This is a genomic window from Streptomyces sp. NPDC047886, from assembly GCF_043204435.1.
GTDB lineage: Bacteria > Actinomycetota > Actinomycetes > Streptomycetales > Streptomycetaceae > Streptomyces.
The window spans coordinates 633,675-655,399 of the sequence record NZ_JBIDCF010000004.1; the positions used below are offsets into that span (position 1 = coordinate 633,675).

At 69.7% G+C, this 21,725-nt stretch carries 17 protein-coding genes and 2 pseudogenes; 10 read left to right on the forward strand and 9 right to left on the reverse strand.

What is annotated here, in order from left to right; genetic code table 11:
* Positions 1 to 126 precede the first annotated feature (126 nt).
* Positions 127 to 378: a hypothetical protein gene (locus ACGF5U_RS17685; protein WP_392818737.1), complete on the reverse strand. Its 252-nt coding sequence runs from the start codon at positions 376 to 378 to the stop codon at positions 127 to 129.
* Positions 379 to 1,692: 1,314 nt separating this feature from the next.
* On the opposite strand from ACGF5U_RS17685, the gene ACGF5U_RS17690 reads away from it, so the two are divergent.
* Entirely contained in the window at positions 1,693 to 2,766 is a 1,074-nt protein-coding gene (locus tag ACGF5U_RS17690) for a protein kinase family protein (protein WP_392818828.1), read from the forward strand.
* Positions 2,767 to 3,628: 862 nt separating this feature from the next.
* Here ACGF5U_RS17690 and ACGF5U_RS17695 read toward each other — a convergent pair.
* The gene (locus ACGF5U_RS17695) at positions 3,629 to 4,372 is read right to left on the reverse strand and encodes a class I SAM-dependent methyltransferase (RefSeq protein WP_392818739.1); all 744 of its coding nucleotides are present in this window, start codon (positions 4,370 to 4,372) and stop codon (positions 3,629 to 3,631) included.
* Between the two features lie 293 nt (positions 4,373 to 4,665).
* Between ACGF5U_RS17695 and ACGF5U_RS17700 the strand changes: the two genes are divergently transcribed.
* The gene (locus ACGF5U_RS17700; protein WP_392818741.1) at positions 4,666 to 4,959 is read left to right on the forward strand and encodes a hypothetical protein; all 294 of its coding nucleotides are present in this window, start codon (positions 4,666 to 4,668) and stop codon (positions 4,957 to 4,959) included.
* Positions 4,960 to 5,173: 214 nt separating this feature from the next.
* Here ACGF5U_RS17700 and ACGF5U_RS17705 read toward each other — a convergent pair whose 3' ends face one another.
* Together ACGF5U_RS17705 and ACGF5U_RS17710 are read right to left on the reverse strand one after the other, a co-directional pair.
* The gene (locus tag ACGF5U_RS17705; RefSeq protein ID WP_392818743.1) at positions 5,174 to 5,638 is read right to left on the reverse strand and encodes a helix-turn-helix transcriptional regulator; all 465 of its coding nucleotides are present in this window, start codon (positions 5,636 to 5,638) and stop codon (positions 5,174 to 5,176) included.
* Between the two features lie 386 nt (positions 5,639 to 6,024).
* Positions 6,025 to 6,435, reverse strand: a complete 411-nt coding sequence (locus ACGF5U_RS17710; RefSeq protein ID WP_392818745.1) for a VOC family protein — start codon at positions 6,433 to 6,435, stop codon at positions 6,025 to 6,027.
* A gap of 585 nt (positions 6,436 to 7,020) precedes the next feature.
* Between ACGF5U_RS17710 and ACGF5U_RS17715 the strand changes: the two genes are divergently transcribed.
* On the forward strand, positions 7,021 to 7,509 hold the full coding sequence (locus tag ACGF5U_RS17715) for a cupin domain-containing protein (protein ID WP_392818747.1): 489 nt from the start codon (positions 7,021 to 7,023) through the stop codon (positions 7,507 to 7,509).
* 375 nt (positions 7,510 to 7,884) lie between these two features.
* Complete coding sequence (locus ACGF5U_RS17720) at positions 7,885 to 8,205, forward strand: DUF6191 domain-containing protein (RefSeq protein ID WP_392818748.1); 321 nt, start codon at positions 7,885 to 7,887, stop codon at positions 8,203 to 8,205.
* Positions 8,206 to 8,338: 133 nt separating this feature from the next.
* Here ACGF5U_RS17720 and ACGF5U_RS17725 read toward each other — a convergent pair whose 3' ends face one another.
* Entirely contained in the window at positions 8,339 to 8,710 is a 372-nt protein-coding gene (locus ACGF5U_RS17725) for a hypothetical protein (protein ID WP_392818750.1), read from the reverse strand.
* Between the two features lie 443 nt (positions 8,711 to 9,153).
* Between ACGF5U_RS17725 and ACGF5U_RS17730 the strand changes: the two genes are divergently transcribed.
* On the forward strand, positions 9,154 to 13,473 hold the full coding sequence (locus ACGF5U_RS17730; RefSeq protein WP_392818752.1) for an HAD-IC family P-type ATPase: 4,320 nt from the start codon (positions 9,154 to 9,156) through the stop codon (positions 13,471 to 13,473).
* 408 nt (positions 13,474 to 13,881) lie between these two features.
* Positions 13,882 to 14,233, forward strand: a pseudogene (locus tag ACGF5U_RS17735) (MarR family winged helix-turn-helix transcriptional regulator); the annotation flags it as partial.
* Positions 14,234 to 14,417: 184 nt separating this feature from the next.
* On the opposite strand, the gene ACGF5U_RS17740 reads toward ACGF5U_RS17735, so the two are convergent.
* Positions 14,418 to 15,458 carry a VWA domain-containing protein gene (locus ACGF5U_RS17740; protein WP_392818754.1) on the reverse strand — a complete coding sequence of 347 codons (1,041 nt, stop codon included), beginning with the start codon at positions 15,456 to 15,458 and terminating at the stop codon, positions 14,418 to 14,420.
* Between the two features lie 687 nt (positions 15,459 to 16,145).
* Between ACGF5U_RS17740 and ACGF5U_RS17745 the strand changes: the two genes are divergently transcribed.
* Positions 16,146 to 16,634: a carboxymuconolactone decarboxylase family protein gene (locus ACGF5U_RS17745; RefSeq protein WP_392818756.1), complete on the forward strand. Its 489-nt coding sequence runs from the start codon at positions 16,146 to 16,148 to the stop codon at positions 16,632 to 16,634.
* Positions 16,635 to 17,383: 749 nt separating this feature from the next.
* Here the strand turns inward: ACGF5U_RS17745 and ACGF5U_RS17750 are convergent.
* Entirely contained in the window at positions 17,384 to 17,797 is a 414-nt protein-coding gene (locus ACGF5U_RS17750; RefSeq protein WP_392818757.1) for a hypothetical protein, read from the reverse strand.
* Between the two features lie 1,090 nt (positions 17,798 to 18,887).
* On the reverse strand, positions 18,888 to 19,145 hold the full coding sequence (locus ACGF5U_RS17755) for a hypothetical protein (protein ID WP_392818759.1): 258 nt from the start codon (positions 19,143 to 19,145) through the stop codon (positions 18,888 to 18,890).
* Positions 19,146 to 19,645: 500 nt separating this feature from the next.
* Here ACGF5U_RS17755 and ACGF5U_RS17760 point away from each other — a divergent pair, with 500 nt between their 5' ends.
* From ACGF5U_RS17760 to ACGF5U_RS17770, 3 genes are all read left to right on the forward strand, one after another.
* Complete coding sequence (locus tag ACGF5U_RS17760) at positions 19,646 to 19,921, forward strand: hypothetical protein (protein WP_392818761.1); 276 nt, start codon at positions 19,646 to 19,648, stop codon at positions 19,919 to 19,921.
* A gap of 134 nt (positions 19,922 to 20,055) precedes the next feature.
* Positions 20,056 to 20,514 (forward strand): winged helix-turn-helix domain-containing protein, encoded by a 459-nt coding sequence (locus tag ACGF5U_RS17765; RefSeq protein WP_392818763.1) that lies wholly within the window; start codon positions 20,056 to 20,058, stop codon positions 20,512 to 20,514.
* Entirely contained in the window at positions 20,469 to 21,074 is a 606-nt protein-coding gene (locus ACGF5U_RS17770; RefSeq protein WP_392818764.1) for an IS630 family transposase, read from the forward strand. The genes ACGF5U_RS17765 and ACGF5U_RS17770 overlap by 46 nt, the downstream gene beginning before the upstream one ends.
* Positions 21,075 to 21,104: 30 nt before the next feature.
* Here ACGF5U_RS17770 and ACGF5U_RS17775 read toward each other — a convergent pair.
* Positions 21,105 to 21,338, reverse strand: a pseudogene (locus ACGF5U_RS17775) (leucine zipper domain-containing protein); the annotation flags it as partial.
* Between the last annotated feature and the right edge of the window lie 387 nt (positions 21,339 to 21,725).

Sequence of the window (21,725 nt, forward strand, 5' to 3'; positions counted from 1 at the left end):
CGGTTGCCGTTCTCGCGGGCCGGAACGGATGCGCCCGGAGATGGGCGACGGCCCACGGTCCACATCCCCGACGGGTGTGGACCGTGCGCCGTCACCCGCGCACGCGGGTCTGCGGTCCGCCGCGGGCTACTGCACTTCGAGGCCGACGACGATGCCGTCGAAGTCGTGACTGTTGCTGTCCACCGCCCAGGTGGTCCTGCCGCCGCCCTGGGAGGCCCACGGGGTCACGGCGGCCGATCCGGGAACCCCCTGGTCCACCGCTGTCACCGACAGACGGAAGTCGGTCAGGGACACGCTGGAGGGCCAGCGGCGTGTTTCGAGGAAGATCCGGTGCTTGTCCGGGTCGTAGCCGTTGGAGTCTCCGGCCCACGCCGACACGCTGTTGCCGTACTTGGCGTACGTCGTGAACTGCTCGACTCCGAACTGCGCGGTCGCGGCGCGGTCGAGAGCTGTACCCCGATCCGGAAGGTGGGCGGAGCCGAGACCGCCTGCACCGCCGAGGGGAGGCAGAACAAGGAAGGAGCGATTGTTGAAAGTGCTACGGATAACGAGGCCCAGCCTCTTCGGCGCACGGAATCCTCCTGCTCGTCCATACGAACGAGTCATGGCCGCCGCGGAATCGCGGCACGGATGCGGCGTTCACGCGGCGTTCAAACTAGGTAAGCGCCGCGACGGAAACCAGTGGTATTTCAGGCAGTGCCCCAACGGCCGGAAAAGGGCGGCCTGGCCACCGGAATTCCCCTTCGTCCGGCCCCCGCGGGGATCGGCGGAACCCGGGCCCGTTCGTCCTCGCGTCGGAGACCGTCCAACGGTGGAACGGCCGTCCCGCCCTTCTCCGATTTATGGACCTGCGCCCGCCGCCGAGCCCGATCCCGAGCCGGAACGCAACCGACGGGACCCTCCCGGCGGCGGGCGGTCCACCGCGTCGATCCGGAAGGGGACGGCCAGACGGTGATCTCGCCGCGCCGCCCGCGCCGCAGCGGCACGCGACGGGGGAAAAGCGTCATGCTGATGGCCGGATGGAGACCCGTGGACCAACGCGATCGCCAGTCACGAGAAGGCATGGGCCGTTCGCGGCGTACTCGGTCAGAACCTGCTCTCCGCCCGGTCGCGGCCGAGCGCCGGGCCGAACGCGCCGGCGAACGCACCCCTTCAGTGGCGTCCATTCCTCCCTGCCCGCCTGGTCGGGCGCCCGCGCCGGAGACGAGGTGTACGCGCTGCACGTCAACCGGTGCGTCGTGTTCACGGTGAGCCGCATGCGGGTCGTCGACACGGAGCGCCGCGACTGCGATACCCGGTGTTCTTCTGGCGAGGCTCAGGTGGATGCGTCGGATCGATTTCCCAGCCCCGGCCGTTTCTGGCCCTGACCGACATCCGCAGGCGCGTCACGCCAGAACTGCTGCCGACGCTAGCCGATACTCGTACCTCGTTCTCACCTCCGCAGCCACGGGCGCGTTTCGCGGGAAACGTGCGTCTGGGGAAAGCGGAGGGATCTGCTGCACGGGTCGGCGGCCGAGATCAACCAGTCAGCCAGAGTGCCGTGAGCGTATCCGTCTACCCATCGGTGCGGGAACGAGGAGCGGTTCATCGCCCTCGGCATGAGAGGCTGACGACAGTCCCTGCCCTGGTGCTCGTCGAAGTGGCCGCGCGCGACGGGGTGCGCGGAGGGAGGCCTGAGTGAAGAGCCCTGACATGTCCCGCGGTGCTCGTCTGGCCGCCCACCGCGCTGTTTCGACATCGCTGGCGTCATGCAGCGATCGCAGTCTGCACGAGCTCGTGGACGCCGCCACACCAATCGGGTCCGGCATCGGCGGGAAGACCGTACTGCTGGAGATCGACGGAACCCCGGTCTTCGTCAAGCAGGTACGCCTGACCGACCTTGAGCGACAGCCGGAGCATGTGCATTCCACGGCGAACGTGTTCGAGCTGCCGGTCTTCTGCCAGTACGGCATCGGCAGTATCGGTGGCCCAGGGTTCGGAGCCTGGCGTGAGCTGGCCGTGCACACCATGACAACGGAATGGGTGACCGCAGGGGACTACGACGGTTTTCCCCTGATGTACCACTGGCGGGTGCTACCAGGAGCTCGTCGGCCACTTCCCGAGGAACTCGCCGATGTGGAACGCGCTGTCGCCTACTGGGGAGGCGGATCGGGGGTGCGTCGCCGGATCGAGGCTCTCCAGCAGTCCTCGGCGAGCCTCATGCTGTTCCTGGAGTACATCCCACAGAACCTGCACGACTGGCTGGGCGTCCAGATCGGGGCCGGTGGCGAGGTGGCCGATCGGGCCTGCGCCATGGTGGACAGCGAGCTGGAAGCCGGCGTCTCGTTCATGAACGCCCGGGGGATGCTGCACTTCGACGCCCACTTCGAGAACATCCTCACCGACGGTCGGCGGCTCTACTTCGCCGACTACGGCCTCGCGACGTCCACCCGCTTCGAACTCAGCCAAGACGAGACCGACTTCTTCGACCGGCACCGTACCTACGACCGGTCCTACACCCTCACGTATCTGGTGAACTGGCTGGCCGTCGCTCTGTACGGGTACGGACCGGAAGAACGCAAGGCGTTTGTACGCGCCTGCGCCGGGGGAATGGCTCCGGCGGAAATTCCACCGACGGTGGCGGCGGTCCTTCTCCGTTACGCGCCGGTCGCCGCAGCGATGGGAGATTTCTCTCGCCGATTCCAGCAGGAGAGCCGGGCAACCCCCTACCCGCTGGAAGTGGTTCGCCGTACCGCGCTGCTCGTCGGGCCGGTACCTCCCCGATGAGCGCGATTCGTTCAAGGCGGCGTAATCGGCGGCTGATCGGTCCCCTCCCACCTCTTGGACCGGAACCCCGGTCGGTCGGCGTGCGCGGCGGCGCCACGCAAGGGTGCGACCATGAGCCCCGCATGCGAGCCGGGCAGGCCTCGCGAGAAGCCCCGACGCGTCGCGGCGGTCGAGGCGTACAGCGACGTGTCCAGCCTCCGGACACCGAGAGGCGTCGGAGGCTGGACGCGGACGTGGCGAGTCACCACCCCCCGGCCCGGCACGGCCATCGTGGTCCGCCCCGCCGGACCCTGCTCGAGCCGCAGCGCCCGCCGAGGTGGGCTCAACCTCCGACTCCGCACACTCCGGCCGATGCCCCGTCGTCAAAGGCTGGCCCGGCGACGGCCCGGCCGCGGCCGCCGGCACGGCACGACCCGTCATGTGATCGCCTCCGGTCAGGGCGATCCGGCGGTCTCTCCGAGGCATCGTCGCGGACCATCGTCCGGGAACGAAGGCCGGACCGCAGGCCGGAGCGAAGGCCGAACCGCAGGCGGGACCGCAGGCGTGACAGCCGTAGGGACCGCGTTCCGAAGCCAAGGGCGGACCGAAAGGCGGACCGCCGTCCGGACCGCCGTCCGGAGCGAAAGCCGGACCGAAGGCCGGACCGAAGGCCACCCTGGACGGCGCTGTCGGCCGACCCCTCGGTGGGCCCTTCCCCGCACGAACGGAGGCCTCCTCGCCGACCGCAACGGCCAGCGCCTCTACCGGGACACCCGCCGGCCGGACACCGTCGACGGCATCGCCGCGGTGACTCGGCCCGCTTCAGGGGTCCTCGTGCCGTCCCGAGGTCCTCCGCAGGGCGGAACCGTGCATGAGATGTCGGTCAGGCGCGGCAGCGCAGCATCTCCAGCGGCGGCTTCGCGCGGAGGTCCGCCCAGAAGTCCTCGCCGAACTCGCGGATGCCGGCTTCGGACACCTGCAGCGGAACCCACTCCACCTCGCTGAACCCGCTCGTCCGCAGACACTCCTCGTAGACCTCGCGGCGCGGCACCGCGGCGACGATGCTGATCGGCTGCGGTTGGAGGAGGGCCGTGACCCGAGCACGCGGGCCGGTCTCCGTCTCCTCGCCGGTCGGCTCGCAGCGGAACCCGTACTTGTCCAGGGACGGACAGTCGAACCGGTAGTCGGGCTTCTGGCAGAGCACGAAGAACTCTCCCCCCGGCACCAGGCTCCGGTGGATGTTGCGGCACATCCGCCGCATCGCCGCGAGGTCCTCGGCGTAGTTGAGGCACTGCACTCCCACCGCGATGTCGAAGCGCCGGTCGAGAGGCCGCAGCTCGGCCACGTCACCGACCTCGTACCGCACACCGAGCGGGTCGCGCTGTTCGAAGTCCCGGGCGGCGGCGATCATCTCAACGGAGATGTCGACCCCGAAGACATCCGTGGCGCCGCGTCGCTTGAACTCCCTACTGTAGAAACCCGTGCCGCACGCCAGGTCGAGAACCGATTTGCCGCGCACGTCCCCGACCAGGCCGAGGAAGCTCGGCACCTCTCCATAACGCATCAGCGGCAGGGACTTGAACCCTTCGAAGGCCTCGCCGATCTCGTCATACTGCTGCACGCCCATGTGACGCCCCCTCCTGTGCTTCGTCCTGTACGTGGCCGCGTCGGCCCTCCGGCTGCGGAGGCTCGCCGGCCGCGGTCGTGGCAGAAGTCTCCCTCCGCCCCGTCGGACAGCCGTACTGGCGGATGACACGAAGAAGTCGGCCGGCTGATCCTCCAATCACCCAACACCGCCTCGCATGGCAGACATGACGCCCGGCCATCTACGGGGGAGACGATCCAGCATCACGCTGGTCGTCTGCCACACTGACCCCATGTGCATCGCGATAGGCGAGGCCAGGGGGAGGGAATCGCGGGATGCCCCGATGGATAGTGCTGGCCGTACCCGTCGACGGTGTCGCCGAGATAGACCGGGAGGCGCGCACCGTTGCGGAACTCGAAGGCAGCACGGAGGACGCGGAGGCGGCTCTCCTACAGGCGGTGAACGCATTCGAGCACAGACTCCGGAAGGTGCGCCGCCGGCAGATTTTCAAGTGCTCCAACCAGTCGTACTACGTTCGCCTCCATGGGCGTCTTGCGACGTACGGCTTTCTCATGCAGCTTGCTGAACTGGTCCACGACTCCGCCCCGGGCCCGGCGGCAGCCTCCTGACCGGCGGTCGGCGCCACGTCCGTGCGGCGAGACTCTTCGCCACGGCAGGCTTCGGGGGCGCCCCAGCGTGAAGCCGCGGAAGCCGGTTGCGGGTGCCTCCGACGCCCGCAGGCGTATCCGCGTGTCAAAGACCGAAGGCGGCCGGTGTAGAAGCGGTCGACGGGCGTGGGGTCGGCCACTCCGAGGGCCACGGATTCGATAGATGCCATAGCCGTCACGCTGCTTGCGGCTCGGCGACCGGAGTTTCGCGCTTCCTGACCGGTCTGGTCACCTGTTTCGCCACACACGGCGGCATTCCCGCCGCAGCATCCGCTGCACGGCGCCGGTAGACACTGGGCGGCATCCCGACCAGCTCGGTGAACCGGGTGCTGAAGGTGCCCAGCGATGAGCAGCCGACGGCGAAGCAGACCTCGGTGACGCTGACGTCACCACGACGCAGCAGTGCCGTCGCGCGCTCGATGCGACGCGTCATCAGGTACGAGTACGGAGACTCGCCGTAAGCCAGCCGGAACCGGCGGCTGAGGTGCCCGGCGGACATGCTCACGCCACGCGCGAGGGCCTCGACGTTCAGCGGCTGCGCGTACTCGCGGTCGATCCGGTCGCGGACGCGGCGGAGTCGCGCGAGGTCGTTCAGGCGCTGCGCCGCGGCACGTGCGCGTCCCCACGAGGGGTGACACATGAGAGGACTCCTCTTCATCGATATCCGTGGTTCCGGAGGTCCCGGGGGGGGGGCCTGCTGAGACGGGCGGTGAGGTGCGCGACGGTGATGACCGGTTCACCAGCAGGCCCGCCGGAGGGCGACAAGCCGGCCGAGCCGGCGGGCAGCGAAAGAGAAGCGCCCGCCCGCCCCCGAGAGCAGGCCTCGGCCGCCGAGAAGGCGGGGATGACGCATCCTCGCCGGGCCGACCACCGGCCTCCATCCCGCCGCGGCGCGGCCGCGTCTGCCCGACGGTGCTACCGCCGAGGGGGACGGCCGAGGACGGCGGCCTGGAAGCGCCCGGCCGCCGTACTCGTCGCAGATGGTCGTGACGCCGACCGCCATGGCCGAATCGGTGACCGGACGGCTCAGCGAAGCTCCTGGACGCGGACCAGGTTGCCGGCGGGATCACGGAAGGCGCAGTCGCGGATGCCGTACGGCTGCTCGGTCGGCTCCTGGACGACCTCGGCGTTGCGGGCCTGCACCTTCTCGAAGGTGCCGTCGAGGTCGGGGGTGGCCAGCAGGATCCAGCCGTAGGTGCCCTTGGCCATCATCTCGGCGATGGTGCGGCGCTCGTCCTCGGTGATCCCAGGGTCGGTGGCCGGCGGCGCCAGGAGGATGGACGTACCGGGCTGGCCCACGGGGCCGACCGTGATCCAGCGCATCTTGCCCTGCCCGACGTCGCTGCGGACCTCGAAGCCGAGGACGTCGCGGTAGAAGGCCAGGGACGCGTCCGGGTCGTCATGCGGGAGGAAGGTCGTGTGAATGGTGATGTCCATGGAGATCAGGCTAGGTGCGGCCCCGTGACCCGCGCTTCTCGATTCCTGACCGATCCGGCTCCTCTGCCGCGCCGCACGGGCGCCTCTCCACGGTCGCGCGCACTGGCCGCCGCGGCAGCCCCGCGATACGGGGCGGCGCGCGTCGCGCCGTGTTCACGCACCCCCGAACCGACGCAGATCGCACCACACGTCATGACCGGATCGGGCCTCGGGTAGACGCCGGGCCCGGCGTGTGAAGTCGCTGTCCGACGACGGGCGCCACTCGGGCGTAGCGCGCGGGCCGACCGGGGCCTCTCCTGAACCCCGGCCGCCAAGTGTGCCGAGCCCGCGATGTGCGGCGCGGGCGGCTGTCCTCGGCGTACGTTGCCGGAAGGAGATCCTCATCGTCGCCTGAGTCCCACGCCGACGTGCCGCCGCACCGCCGGGCCGCGAACGCGAACGCCTAGGCTGGCGGTCGCGTTGACGGCGGCGATCGAAGACGCGAAACCCGTGAGAGCCACGAAATCCATGCGAACACCAAATCCATGCGAACCACGAAATCCATGAGGGCCACGAGACCCATGAGAGCCACGGGAGCGAGACGGCGTGCGTGACTGGCAGCGGCAGCTCGGACTGGAGGCCCACCCTGAAGGCGGGTATTTCCAGCGGATCTACACCAGCCCCCACACCGTGCCCACACCGGCGGGTACGCGCCCGACGGCGACCTCGATCCACTACCTCCTCACCCGGGATGCCCCCCGTGGCCACCTGCACCGCAACCGCAGCGACATCCTGCACTTTCTCATCGACGGCGGTCCTGTCGAATACGTCATGCTCACCCCGGACCACGCCGTCGAACGGGTGACGCTCCAGTCAGGCACCAGGCACTTCCTGATGGTCCCGGGAGGTGTCTGGAAGGCGTCCCACCTCGTCGGTGACGCTGCCCAGGCCCTGGTGGCGGAGGTCGTCACGCCCGGTTTCGACTTCGCCGATCACCGCTTCGCCACCCCGGCGGATGTCGCCGGCCTTCCGGCAGATCTGCGGCTGGCTCTGGCGCCCTTCCTGCCTGGTACGTCTCACCCGCCGCCCGACTGACCGCGCACCCGAGCGGAGCACGTCGGCAGTGACGTCCAGGCGAAGCCGAGCGAAGCAGGACCCGTCATGACAGCTTCGGGTCTCCTGTGCCCTGCACCGGCTGGTCGGGAGAGGACGCCGCCGTCGGCTGAGCCCCCGAGAGCCGCTGCCTCAGCCGCCACATGCCCGGCGAACACTGTGTCACAGCCTGGCGACAGCTTGCGGATTCGGCGTGGCCCTCACCACGGGAGGCGCGTCAGGCGGCGGCCGCCGACGCTGAGCCCCTAGGGGCGCCGCGGGGACGCCGCGGTCGTACACCTTCGGTATCCAGGCCGACGTCGAGCGCATGCCGTCGAGGGCTGGCTGCCGACAGGCTGCGCCTCGCATACTGAGGACATGCAGTTCATCCTCTTCATGACCTTGCCGGGACTGGCCATCGTGCTGACCCTGCTCGCCTTCGTCGACCAACTGCTGATGCGCATGGGACGGGCGGGAGGGCTGCCGTGGCGGAACTCCGCACGTAAGGGCCAGATATCGGCGACCGGGTTCGAGCAGCTGCACGCGAGCCTTTCGCCGGGCAAGCAGCATGAGCTGAAGGAACGGCAGTCGGCACTGGTCCTGCCGGACAACGAGGACGACGGAGCGCCGCCGAACAGAACAACGGTCGACCTCGCGGGAGGAATTGCCGTCGTCCGGCTGCCTCGCTCCCACCGGTAGCGACCCGAGGGGGCCCGGATGCTGGAGACGTCCCGGACGGGCGCGTCCAGCATCGAAGAACTCGTGATCAAGGACCGGGCCCCAGCGGACCGGCCGTCCTTTCCCAGCGCCTCCTCCGTACCTCCTTATCTCCTCACGCGGACGCGGGCCCCGATGGACGCGGTGGCCTGTCCAGAACGCGACCGTCGCGGCGCAGGACGGCGTAGCCGACCCCGATACCGATGGCCACGGGCCATTCGATGACGTCTGCGGCTCCCAGCACGCCCAGCCCCAGGTAGAGAGGCAGACCCTTCTTCGCGGGCAGGACCTGACGTGCGACGGCCAGGGGCAGCAGGGCGGCGTCCTTCGCTCCGCCTGCCACGCGGCCGAGCGACGGCAGCGTGATGGTGACCGTGCGCTGGTCCTGACGGGGGTGCTCCTCGGGCAGCGTGCCGACGTACTGCCCCTCTGCGGCAGGTCGGGCGTCGGGGGATGGGTGCTTGCGGTGCTTTTTGGCGGCGGTCACGCGTCTCACCTCGGCATCGAGTGTCTTGGGCGCCGCGTTCACCGGTTCGGCTCCGGCCACTGACGGCGCACCGCCGAACTTGGTTATATATGAACGTATGCCCCGTTGTGCCGCATCCCATGAGTGGGAAACCCATGAGTGGGACGAGACGGGATGTGCGCCGCGTCGCATCCAGGCGCTCCCCGCCGGAGGAGGTAGGGCTCATGTCGCAGCAGGCCCCGCCTCGTGCGGGCACTTCCTCGCTGGAGACGCTGCTGTCCGGCGTCGTTCCCGGCGTCGTATCCGGTGTGGCCTGGGGGGTGGCGGGGGCTGTGGTCGGGAGTGTGCGCGGCGTGGCGGGGGTCGTCGGCCATCTCCTGGGCTCTCCCGACCGTGAGGTGTGGTCGTGCCCCGGCCGCTGTTACATCCAGGTGCACGGGGTCCACGGCCCTCAAGGCGAGCGCGTGGCCCGACGTGTCGAGCGGTCGCTGGAACGGCATCCCGGAGTCCTGTGGGCGCGGGTCAACGCGCCGTCCGAGCGCGTCGTGGCGGCGGTGGTCTCGCCGGCTCCGGCGGAGAGGGAACTCGTCGCGCTGGTGGAGCGTGCGGAGGGAGACCACGCCGCCGAGGCGGAGGCGTTCGACGAGTGGCGTCCGGAGCCGCATCACCCGGCGGAGGGCCAGCCATCCGCTTCGATGTCGGCGCTCGCCGCCGACGTGCTCGGCCTGGGTATCGCGACGGCGCGGCGGATCGCCCCCTGGCTCCGGCTGCCGCCGGAGGTGGCGGGCGTGTTCGGCGCTGTCCAGTACCATCCGCGGCTGCGTCATCTGGCCGAGGACGTGGGCGGTGTTCCCGAGCGGGCCGATTCGGTGCTGCCCGTGGTGAGCGCCCTGCTGCAGGGTGTGGCCACGGGTGGTGGCGGTATCGCGCTGGACGTCCTGCAGAGGCTCGCCGCCTGGAGGGAGGCGAGCGCCGAGCGCGTGGCGTGGCAGGAGGCCGAGGCGCGGCTGGTGCGTGGTCCGGACGAGGCGTCCGCTGACGCGCTGGTCAGGGAGCGGGGTGGTCCGCTGCCTTCGGACTGCGCCGACCGCTATGCGGAGCGGTCCATGGCTGCGGGGGTGGTGGCCGGTGTCGCGGTGTTGCCGTTCGCCGGTCCGCGCCGTGCGCTCGCGGTCGCCCTGTCTTCGGTGCCCAGGGCGCCCCACGCGGGGCGGGAGGGGTTCGCGGCCGGTCTGGGCCGGCACCTGGCCGTGCGGGGCGTGGTGACGATGGACCGCAGTGCGCTGCGGCGGTTGGGTCAGGTGAACACCATCGTCCTCGACGAGGACGCTCTGCGCGGCGACCGGTACGAGCCGGTCGACCTGGAGCTGCTGGGCGGCGCCGATACGCAGCAGACGTCCGAGCGTCTTTTCGCTCTGTTCGACCCCGACTCCCCCCTGTCTGTCCGCAGCGCCGACGGCTGGGTACTGGGGCCGTTGGACGAGCTGGACCTGTCGGGAGGGGCGGGACGGCAGGCTGGGGAACGGCTGCGCCGCAGGGGCAGTGAGAAGGTTCTCGGCGTGGCCCGGGGCAGGCGGCTCCAGGCGGTCGCGGGCCTGGGCAGGCAGTCGGCTCCGGGCGCTGAGGCGGTGGCGGCGGCGGCCCGCCGTGCGGGCGCCCGCGTGGTGATGGCAACCGACGGTACCGGTCAGGGCAGGTCCTCCGGTACCGGTCAGGGCAGGTCCTTCGCCGATGCCGTGGTGCCGGCGGGCGGTCGGCTGGCGGCATCGGTTCGGGGTCTGCAGGCGGACGGCGCCGTCGTGCTGCTCGTCTCCGGGGACCGGCGGGCACTGGCCGCCGCCGACTGCGCTGTGGGCGTGCATGGGGATGATCAGTACACGCCATGGGGTGCCCACTTCCTGGTGCGGGAGGACCTGGAAGCGGCGGCGCTGATCGTGGACGCGGTCGGGATGGCCGCTGTGGTGGACCGTGACAGTCATCGGCTGGCGGCCGGTGGCAGTGGTGTCGGCGCGGTGGCCGCGCTGCGGTCTCCTGGCTGGCGGGCGGCCGCGCGGGCGGGGGCTGTGGGCAATACGGCCGGCGCCATCGCGTTCTGTGTGGGGGCGTGGCGTGCCCGGCAGTTGCTGGCTCGTCCGCTGGCGCCGCCGGTGACGACGGTTCCCTGGCATCTGATGCCGGTGGAGCGGGTCATGGAACGTCTGGGTACCAGCGAGGACGGGCTGTCTGTCCAGGAGGCGGCTGCTCGCCGTGGAGGCTCGTCCGCGGGTGGACCGGCGAAGCTGAGTCTGCCGCACGCCTTCGTCGAGGAGCTGTCCAATCCGCTCACCCCCGTCCTGGCCGCCGGGGCCGCGCTGGCTGCGGCGGTGGGGTCCCGGACGGACGCCGTGCTGGTCGCGGCGATCACTGGAATGTCCGCGCTGGTGGGAGGCGTCCAGCGGGTTCGGACCGAGGACGCTCTCGCGGAGCTGTTCGCCCGCTCAGCGGTCGGGGCCCGGGTGCGCCGTGGCGGCCGGGAACGGCTGGTCACCGCTGGAGACCTGGTGGCCGGGGATGTGGTCGTGCTGCTGCCTGAGGATGTCGTGCCCGCCGACTGCCGCCTGCTGGAAGCCGAGGGTCTGGAAGTGGACGAGTCCTCCCTGACGGGGGAGTCGCTGGCTGTGGGGAAGGACCCCGCTCCTGTGGTCGCGGCGCATCTGACCGGCCGCCGTTCGATGCTCTACGAGGGGACCACCGTCTCCGCCGGCCGGGCTGTCGCCGTGGTGGTGGCCACGGGATCCGCGACCGAGGTCGGGCGGAGCCTTGCCACCGCCCGGCAGGCGGCGCCTGAGACGGGTGTGGAGGCCCGACTGACGTCGCTGACGCGGTCCAGCATGCCGATCGCTCTCGGTTCCGCGGCGGCGGTCGCCGTGTCCGGCCTCCTGCACGGGCGGCCCCTGACCGAGAATCTCGCCTCCGCGGTCAACCTCGCTGTCGCCTCCGTACCGGAAGGTCTGCCCTTCCTGGTGAACGCGGCCCAGCTGGCAGCGGCGCGCCGTCTCGCCGATGTGGGCGCTCTGGTGCGTAACCCTCGCACCATCGAGGCGCTCGGCAGGGCCGACGTGCTGTGCTTCGACAAGACCGGCACCCTGACCGAGGGCACACTGCGGCTCGCCGATGTCAGCGACGGGGAGAGCGCACAGGCCGTGGAAGAGCTGGACACCTGGCACAAGGAGATTCTGGCGGCGGCCCTGCGTGCCACTCCGCCCGCCCGGCAGGCCGAACCGATGGCCCACCAGACGGACCGTGCCGTGACTGCCGGTGCCCGCCGGGCGAAGGTCACCGCACGCACGGGCGCGGCCCGTTGGCGGCGCGCGGACACTCTTCCTTTCGAGCCCGCGCGTGCTTACCACGCGACCGTCGGCCACATGCCGCACGGCGCCCTGCTCAGTGTGAAGGGCGCACCGGAGAACGTCCTTGCCCGGTGCGACCGCCGACGGCGGCCGCACGCCGGGACGGTTGCCATCGACGACGCGGCAGGCAGGGATCTGGCCGCGGCAGCGGAGGCTCTGGCGGGGGCGGGCCGCCGTGTCCTGGCGGTCGCGGAACGCCGGGTGGAACCCGGCGACGACCTCACCGACGAAACCGTGTGCGACCTGGTGTTCCTCGGCTTCATCACCCTCGCCGACCCCGTACGCAGCAGTGCGGCCCCCGCCACCGCGCAACTGCGTGAAGCGGGTGTGCAGACCGTCATGCTCACCGGCGACCATCCCGCCACGGCGGACGCCATCGCCTCCACCATCAGTGACGTCACCGACCCGAAGGTGTGCACCGGTCCGGATATCGACGAACTCGATGACGACGCCCTGGACGAGCTGCTGCCCACCGTGGACGTCATCGCCCGTTGCAGTCCGGGTCACAAGGTCCGCATCATCCAGGCGTACCAGCGTCTGGGCCGTGTCGTCGCCATGACCGGCGACGGTGCCAACGACGCGCCGGCCATCCGGCTCGCGGACATCGGTATCGCGCTCGGCCGCCGCGGCACTCCGGCCGCGACCGCCGCCGCGGACCTCGTCGTCAGCGACGACCGGCTGGAAACCATCGTCGCCGCCCTGATGGAGGGCCGCGCGATGTGGGCTTCGGTCCGTGCCGCGCTCGCCATCCTCATCGGCGGCAACCTCGGTGAAGTCACCTTCAGCGTCCTCACGTCCGCCCTGACCGGCGCCACCCCCCTCAACGCCCGTCAGATCATGCTGGTCAACCTCCTCACCGACCTCGCCCCCTCCGTCGCCATCGCCGTACGCAGGCCCAACGGCCAGACCGGCCGCAGGCTTCTCGAGGAAGGCCCCAACCGTTCTCTGGGTACCGCGCTCACCCATGAGATGCTGCTGCGCGGCGCGGTCACCGCCACCGGCGCGGGCCTGGCGTGGGGCGCGGCGCGTCTGACCGGCCGCAGAGGCAGGGCGGGCACGGTCGCGCTCGCCGCCGTGGTCGGCACCCAACTGGCCCAGACCCTCTCCGCCGGCGGCTTGGACCGCAACGTCCTGGTCGCCGGGCTCGGCTCGGCAGCCGTTCTCGTCGCCATCATCCAGACGCCCGGCATCAGTCAGTTCTTCGGCTGCACCCCGCTGGGGCCCGTCGGCTGGGCCATCGCGCTCGCCGCGATCGCGGCCGCCGGCCTCCTCAGCGCCACTCTGTCCTCCCGTATCGCCTCTCTCACGGAACAGCGCACCGGTGAGGCCGAAGGGAACCCGGCGAGCGGGACGGCACCGTCGCCCCCTACGGTCGGGGCCGTCCCGGTGGTCTGAGGCCGCGCCCGGTGCGGGAGGGGACGGGCGAGCCCCGGACGCGCGGCCGTCGGCCGGGCTGGGCGCCACGGCCGTGACGGTGGGTGGCGAGGAGGGGGCGGCGGACGCCCCGCCGGCAGACGTGCTGCTGGGCAGACCGATAGGCGTACGCGCAGTGCGTCGCGACCGTGACCGCAGCCGCGTCGCGTGGCACGCGTCCGGTGAAGACGCTCATCGAGACAGGCAGGCGCCGACGTCCGCCGACGGTAGCGGCAGGACTCGTCAGGAAGCCCCCGGAGAAAAGCGGCTGTCGTCTTGGGGAGACGCCGGGCCGCCGCGCCGGGTCGTGTCCTGCCCGGTAGGCGGCGGGGCGGGGCTTCGCGGGAAGAGCGGGCCGGCTGTGGGCGAGAACGGACCGGGGCGTGGAGGATATCCCGTTCGCCCGTGCCCCATCCGGCCCAGGACGTGGCGGAACAGGGGGGGATACCGCCTCAAACGCGCCTCGGCCGCCCTGCGCGGCGCCATGGACGAAGCCCTGCGCGAGATGACCTCACCGTTCCGCAGTACTCCTGCCTCGAACTCCTTGATGTGCGGCCCGGTCTGTCCAACGCCGACCTCGCCCGGGGTACCTTCGTCACCCGGCAGCCGGCCACCGTCGTCCTGCACGGCCTGAAGGAGGCCGGTCATCACCCGGGCGGCCACCACCGACCACGGCCGCGCGCTGCCCGTCCACCTCACACCAGCCGGACAACAGCGCCCGCACGCAGCTCGCGGCGCCGTGGCCTGACATGGACCGCTGGTGGGGCGGCGCTCCCGTGCCGTGCGGTGTGCTGGACCACAGCGTAGGGAAGACCGCCGGTCACCACCGTGACCGGCCGGACTGCCGCGGCGGCCGCTCACGGTTTCCCGTTCGGTCCGCTCGGCGATGGAAAGGCCTCCAAGGCGCAATGGATGGTGACGGCTCGTCAGAGCATCAGCAGCAGCCGTGTGTTCGGTACGAGCTTCCGGTTCACGCTGGTGCTCTGCACAAAGATCGTGAAGTCGTCGTTGTGGTCCGGCTTGACGCGTACTTCCACATCCGGCAGGCCGAGGAGCGCTCGGGCCTCGAGCCCGGCGTATACCCGGTCCGTCTTCTTCTCCAGTACCGCGATCTGCTTTCGTGCCTGGATCTTCTCGGACTTGCTCAGCTGGTAGAACGCGCCACCGGTCCGGTAGGTGTGCCCGCGTTCGGTGACCCACTCCCGGATCCCCGCGTCACGGGCTACCGCTATCAGCTGGTACTCCGACGGATTCACCGGGGTGAGGCCGGCCGCCTTGATGGATTCCTTGTTGACCGTCTCCCCGCCCGTGGAGAACACCGCCCGCGACCCCCGGATGCCCTGGGCGCGGCCCACCATGAACTTCTCGGTCGCCTCCTGGATGACCTGCCCGGCCTCCTGCAGGCCCTGTGTGCTGGTGGCGTCCCAGATGGCGATGTTGTCCTTCGGGAACCCGTACTGCATGGCCTCCCGCTTGCCCATCTGGTCCGGGACAAGGACGGCCAGCGTCCAGTTGTTCTCCTGTGTCGCGATCATCTTGGCCACGGCCTCGACCAGTTCACGCGGGTCCCTGGCGGGGGTGTCCGAACAGCGGTGACTGGCGTTCTCCTGTCCGTCGGTGAGTACGAACGTCAGGAAGCTGTGGTCGCCATACAGTTGGGCGGTCTGCGCCAGCTCTCGCTGTGACTTCAGTGCGGCCGCCAGCAGGGCCGTCATTCCACCGACCCGGTAGAGCTGCTTCAGTGACGGCATCCGCAGCACGTCCTTGTCGTAGACGACGCACTCCACCGTGTCCGCGAAGACATACACCGTGACGCGGGTCTCCTGGTCCAGCTCCCTCGATCGGCGGGCCAGATAGGCGATCTGCTGGTCGGCGACCTCGATGACCTTGCGGCTCAGGTGCGACATGGATGAACTGGCATCCAGCACGAGAGCAACGTGATTGATGTAGTTCTGGGTTCCCGACATGGCAGCTCCCCCTCTTTCCGATTGGATGCTCCTACCGTCTCATCCACCACTGACAATCGGCCTCGGCTGCCAGAGGGGATGCGGAGCCCGTCCAGCAGGGGCGCGGCCGCGAGCGACGCGTGCCTCCGCAGGCCGGCATGACGTTCCAGGGGCACGCCCGGGGCCACGTCTGGGGGCCGGGCTCTGGGGCCCTGTCTTCGGGTGGTTATCCGGCTGGATCGCCGGGGTCGTCGCGACGTCGGCCGGGACGCGCTGCCTTGGTCTGGTGAAGCGGCCGGTCTTGATCCGTGGCGGCTGGACCGCGTCCTGTTCGGCCGGACCTGAAGGGGGCGGGGTGGCGACGCGGGTGAGATCGCCTGACTCCTCGGCCCGGTCTACGGTGGTGCCCCGCCGCCCGGTGGACGTCGAGGAGATCCGATCACGCCGCTGGCCCGACACCATGGGTGCATCAGGAGGACGGCGTATCCGAGTTGGCGTACAGGGGGCGCGGTGTGATGAACGATGAGGCGTGCCGCCGCTGGCTGACTGGCCGACTGGCTGGCTGTGATGGGACTGGCACCCGCGAGGGGCTGTGACCGGGCCCGCAGAACGCCCGGAGGCTGCCTCTTCCGGTGTGTGTCACATCTGGGTGGGCTGGTCCGTCAATGCTGTGTAGGCGTCGATCAGTCGATGTGAAGGAGCGCAGTGATGACGAACCCCTCGATCTCCAGGATGCCGAACCCCGCGGATTTCGTCCCTGAGGTGGACGATGTCAGCGCCGCCTTGTTCCGGGCTACGGGCAACCGGTCGGTACCGCGCACCACGATGAACCTGATTCATCTGCGTGCCGGGCAGATCGTCGGTAACACCGATCTGACGATCCTGAACACCGGCTTCCTGCGCAAGGCGGGGGAGGCTGAGGAGCGCATCACCGCTGTCTCCTCCTGGCAGGACGCTCCGTACTTCACCGACGCCGAACGCGCCGCCCTGGCCTTGGTGGAAGCCACCCTCCAGCCCGCCCGGCACGGTATGGAGCGTGTCTCTGATGAGCTGTACGCCGAGGTGGCCAGGCATTATGACGACAAGGCGCTGGCTACCCTTACCATCGCGATCGGTCAGATCAGCTTCTTCATCGCCCTTGCCGTCATCGGCAAGCCGCAGCCGGTCACTTCCCTCGCGGACCAGCAGTGGGGCTGACCTGATCCCTCCGCCCCGCGGGGCGCCCCCTCGGGCTCCGCCCGCGGGCCCCCTCGCCCGGCGCTTCCGCGAACTGATCCCGTGCCAGAGCGCACCTGGCTGAGGACAGCGACGGGTCGGGATGGCTTGCCGGCGCGGTCGGCTTCGCGTCGCGTCACCGCCCGGCAGCCCTTCCACGACGTTGCTGCTGCCAGACCGCATGTTCGTACGCGAACATGCGTGATACAGGTGCCGTAGGTGCCGAGTGTTCCGTCCCGCCGCCGGTCCGATACAGAGGGGGACGTCGCAGTCATGTGCCGTCCCCTCCGCTGTCTGCTGGCCGTCTGGACCAGAAGGAGATGGTCCACGACCCATGGAACGGCTGTATCGTCCGGGCGCGGAGGCGACGCCTGCGCGCCAAGCGGTCGCGGGCATGTTGTACGGGCGGCGATCGCGGAGCGTCATGCCTGGGGCACCGAGGCAGCGGGAATGGCCGAAGCCGAGGCGTCGCGGGTGCGGAAGCTGGACTGATGCCAGGTGCGTCCGTGGACGGTGTGCCAGGGGTCGAACCGCTCGGGGCGAATCCTCCACAGCAGGGCGTGGCCGGCCCGGCACCAGCTCCGGTGGCCAGCCCCGCCAGGGACGGACGATGTGTGGGAAACCTTCAGCGCGAGAGGGAGGCAAGCTGTGAGCAGCCCTCGGCGGCTGTGACCGGGGCTTTCAGGGTCTCGTCGGGTACGTGGGTCAGGGCTGCAGCCCCTCCTGGCTGGCTACCTCGCACCGGATGCGGTGTGCGGTGCGTGTTGGCGGGTGAGCATTTCCATCACTCGGCTTCGCAGGAGCTCGTACTCCTCGTGTAGCCGGACGATGGTCGGCGGCCGGGGAACGGCGACGCCGGCGGTGACAATCTCCACGGGCCGGAACTGTTCGCGCGTGAGATCCACTTCTATGCTCATTCTCAGACGGTTCCACCAGTGGTAGTCGGTGAGTTCACCGTTCACTCGGACCTCGCCCCGGATCAGCTCGCCGCCCAGCAGGTCGTGGAGTACCAAGGCGGTGACACCGCACTGGTCCCGGGCTGGATTGTCGGGTTTCCAGTGTGGCCGGAATTCCGGCGTGCACGTGTCGGCTCCCCAACTGCGGCGGACAGCACGTTCGATGTCGGTGAGAAGCAAGGGTGTCATGGCTGTCATCCTCGCAGCGGGTACTGACAATCCTCGGTGAGGCCCAGAGCAACGGATGGACAACTGCCTCAAGACCGCAAGACCGCAAGACCGCAAGACCGCAAGGGGGTGAGGCCGTTGCACCTCGGCGACGTTCCGGTAGTGCCTCCGTGTCGAGGCGGAACGGCGGGCGGTCTGCCGGTCGGGGCGTTGGAGCGTGATCGCGTCTGCGGCCATGGCGCCGGTCCGGAAGGGGGCGGCGGTCCGGTGGCGACGCGCGCGCTGGCTGCGAGCCCGTTCCCACCCCGCAGCCACTCCTTTGGGGAAGAGCGACACGAGTTTCGTCTCGGCCCGAAGCTGGCGGAATCACGCGTCGCTGCGTTTGAGGCGAGCACAGCATCGTCCTGCCCGCTGCCTATCGGCAATTCCTCACGCAAATCGGCGGCTCAGGCGCGGCGCCCCTCTACGGCCTCATGCCGCTGGAGCGGTGTTCCCTGCTGGTCATGAATCCGCGCGGAGAACCAGGGACACGCAGCGGCTTCGACGATGGAGGCCTCAGGGCCCACGGACGCGATCTCTTCCTCCACATCATCGAGATGGGCTGCACTGACGTATGCGTCATCGCGTTGACCGGCGGCTTCCGGCCCACACTGGCCGCGTCCTCATTGGTAACAGCGATGGGTTTCGGGGCCCCAACGTCTCCTCCGCCACTGTCGGTTCAGGCACGGATTCCATGAAGGGGATGCTGTAGTTGCGATCTGTAGTCGGCCGGATCCCTGCTCGGTCGGCTGTACTGGGCGGATCGCTGTGAGGGAGAATGCTCGGCATGACGACTTGAAGAGCAGCGGCCGGGCGGCAGAACTGGCGAAAGGTGGCGACCTGGGACACGGTTCCCGCCGGCAATCAACGAGTCTGCGCCGCCTGCGGAACGTCCGTCTGCTCATATCAGTACCGCTTCCATCCGCCCGAGTCCTCCATGTTCGAGCGATGTATCGGGTTCGCTTGGTGTTCGGGCTGTCGGGTCTACTCCAGCAACCTGGTTCACGTTCCTCGCAAGCAGGTCCTGGTGGAAGCGCTCGCCTCTCTTCCTGCTGAGCAGCGAGAGCGGCTTTTACGCGAGGAAGGACGACTGGTCGATTTCCTGGACCGTCAGGCACGACGCGGCAGAGGTTGAGGCCGGCGGCTGGCGGATGGCGGCGATCAGGAGGAGCCGTTTGCGCAGCAGCGGTGGGGCCCGACCGAACATGCTGCGCTTGAGGGCTTTGAGGTCGTTGACGCGGCCCTCGACCGGTCCGGAGGGCCAGCCGGTGCCCGTGCCGTAGACGACGGCGTCGAGGTCGGGGAGCAGTCCAGTGGCGACGCTGGCCAAGCCGCACTGCTCGTCCGCGCAGACATCGGCGATCCAGTGGCGGAGCCGTTCTCCTTTCGCGGTTCGTCATGATCGTCGCGAAGATGCGGACGTGGTCGACGGCGGTCCTGATTTCTGGTGAGCGGACCAGCAGGGCTTTTAGGTGCTGTTCATCACCTTCGCGCAGGTGATCGGGGCAGCGCATGGTCCAGCCGGTGGTCTCGTGGGTGAGGGTGGCCTGGCGATCGCGGTCTTGCCGCTGGGCGTGGCGGTGGTTGCTGTTGCCGCCATCGGCTCCTGGAGGGCGGCGCGCAAGGCCAACGGGGCGGCGCGCATGCTGTCCAGGATCGAGCAGCAGCGCCTCCACACCGATCTCACCCCGGTCTTCCGCTGCACAATCGTAGCCAACGGGGCCCGCTCCACGGCCATGCTGCGGGTCCACCTTGAAGGCCCGCCCGGTCTGCTGCCCCACGTTCCGCGACCTCCGGCCATCAACGCCCCACCCTGTACAGCAGCCTGCCGTGGCCGTCGCTGTCGTCCTGCTGGCCACCGCACTCGTCATCGTCGTCGGGCTGCTGCCGCGGCCGGCGCGGGCGAGCTCGCCCCGCATGGACGGTGCCACCTACCCCGCCGCCGTCGCCCGCACCTTCACATCTGCACCCCGCCTGCGACGTCCCGCTTCTCCCGTGTCACGGTGCCTGGCGGCACCTGCGGAAGCGGGTGCGCAGAACGCGTTCGCCCGCTGCCAGAAGGTGGCGGCGGTGTGCCGGCGTTCGTCGGGCAGGATCTCGCTATAGGCCAGGCGGGAGTGTCGTTGACGCTGAGGTTGAAAGGGTGGGGTGACATCGGGCGTTGGCGGTGCTACATCCTCGTCGTGAGGTACGCGGATGGCGGCGGGCTGACCGCTGCGGGGCGGGTGAAGCGTGAAGCGGTGCGCTTTGGGGCCGCGGGGATGTTCGGGCAGGGGGTGCGGCCGCCGGAGGTGGCCCGCAGGTTACGGGTGTCGCGGAAGTCGGCCTACGCCTGGCACACCGCCTGGCGCCAGGGCGGCAGCGCGGCCCTGGCCTCCAAGGGAGCCGGCGGCTTTCCGTGCCGACTGGACGATGCCCAGGCAGAACAGCTGCAGGCCGAGCTGGAAGTGGGACCGGCGGCGCACGGCTGGATGGAGGACCAGCGGTGGACCCTGGCGAGGGTCGCGGAACTGATCCACCGCCTGTTCGGGCACCGGTACACCCCGCGCGGGGTGTCGTATCTGCTGCACCGGCTGGGCTGGTCACCGCAGGTCCCCGCACACCGGGCAGTCGAGCGCGACGAGCAGGCCCTAGCACGGTGGCGGACGGAGCAGTGGTCACGGGTAAGAGGACGGCCCAGCTCCTGGGCGCGTGGATAGTCTTCGAGGACGAGGCCGGGCAGGACCTGAAACCCGGCAAAGGCCGGACCTGGTCACGGCGCGGGCGGACGCCGGTGGTCAGAGTCACGGGCAAGGGGCCCGGCCGGGTCCTGATGGCCGGGATGATCTGCGTCAGACCGGGACGTGAGACCCGTCTGATCTACCGGACGCGGACATACCGGGGCCGAACCGGCGAGAAGAAGGGCTTCCGGGCCCGCGAGTTCGCGGACCTGCTGGCCTCTGCCCGCCGGCAACTCGGTGATGCCCCGCTGATCGTGGTGTGGGACAACGCCAGCACCCACCACGCCAAGGCGTTGCGGGAGTTCTGCGAACGCAACAGCGACTGGCTGACCATCATCAAGCTCCCGCCCTACGCACCCGACCTCAACCCGGTCGAAGGCGTGTGGGCCCACCTGAAGAAGTCCCTGGCCAACCTCGCACCCCGCACGATCGACGAGCTGACCCCGCTCGTGAAGAACCGCCTACGCGCCATCCAACGCCGACCGCAGATCCTCAACGGCTTCATAGCCGAGACCGGACTCGGACTGGAGCCCCCGTAGCCCCGTCACCCTGCCCTTTCAACCTCAGAGGCAGAACGGAGTCTCGATCATGTCCGGCGTGCGGTGTGGTGTCCTGTGGGGCCGGCTGGAGCGGTCGTGCAGTCCCGCGTCGCCCTCACTCCGCCACCGTCGCATCCACTTGTGGCCCGTGGCCCTGGAGATACCCATCTCGGCCGCGACATGAGCAACCGGACGTCCTGAGAGGACGCGTTGAACCAGCAACCGTCTGCCAAAGACAGTCAGCCGGGCATTACGGTGGGACATGAAGACCTCCGTGCGGTGTGTTCCTAGACAGCTCCACCACATCGGAGGTCTTCGCCATGATCAAGCCTTGCGAGTGTCAACAACGCTCGTGATCAATACACCTAGGCGCTGCCGCGCGCAAGCTCCCGCACGGCCTGATCCTCGACGGCGAAGAAGTCGTGTGGTCACATCTTGTCGTTTCCGTAGACCTGCCGTTCGTTCTTCGGTGGTTCGCTGTGTGTGGGTAGGCGCTGTGTGGCGCAGGTCACTCGGTGGTGGTTGATCGTCGCATCCCGCCCGGGTGGCCTTGGTGTGCTTTTAAGTCATTCTTTCCTCGATATGCTCACAATAGCGCCATAATTGTGGTGCTCTTGTGAACAAGGGACCGAGGAAGCATGACGGTTCACA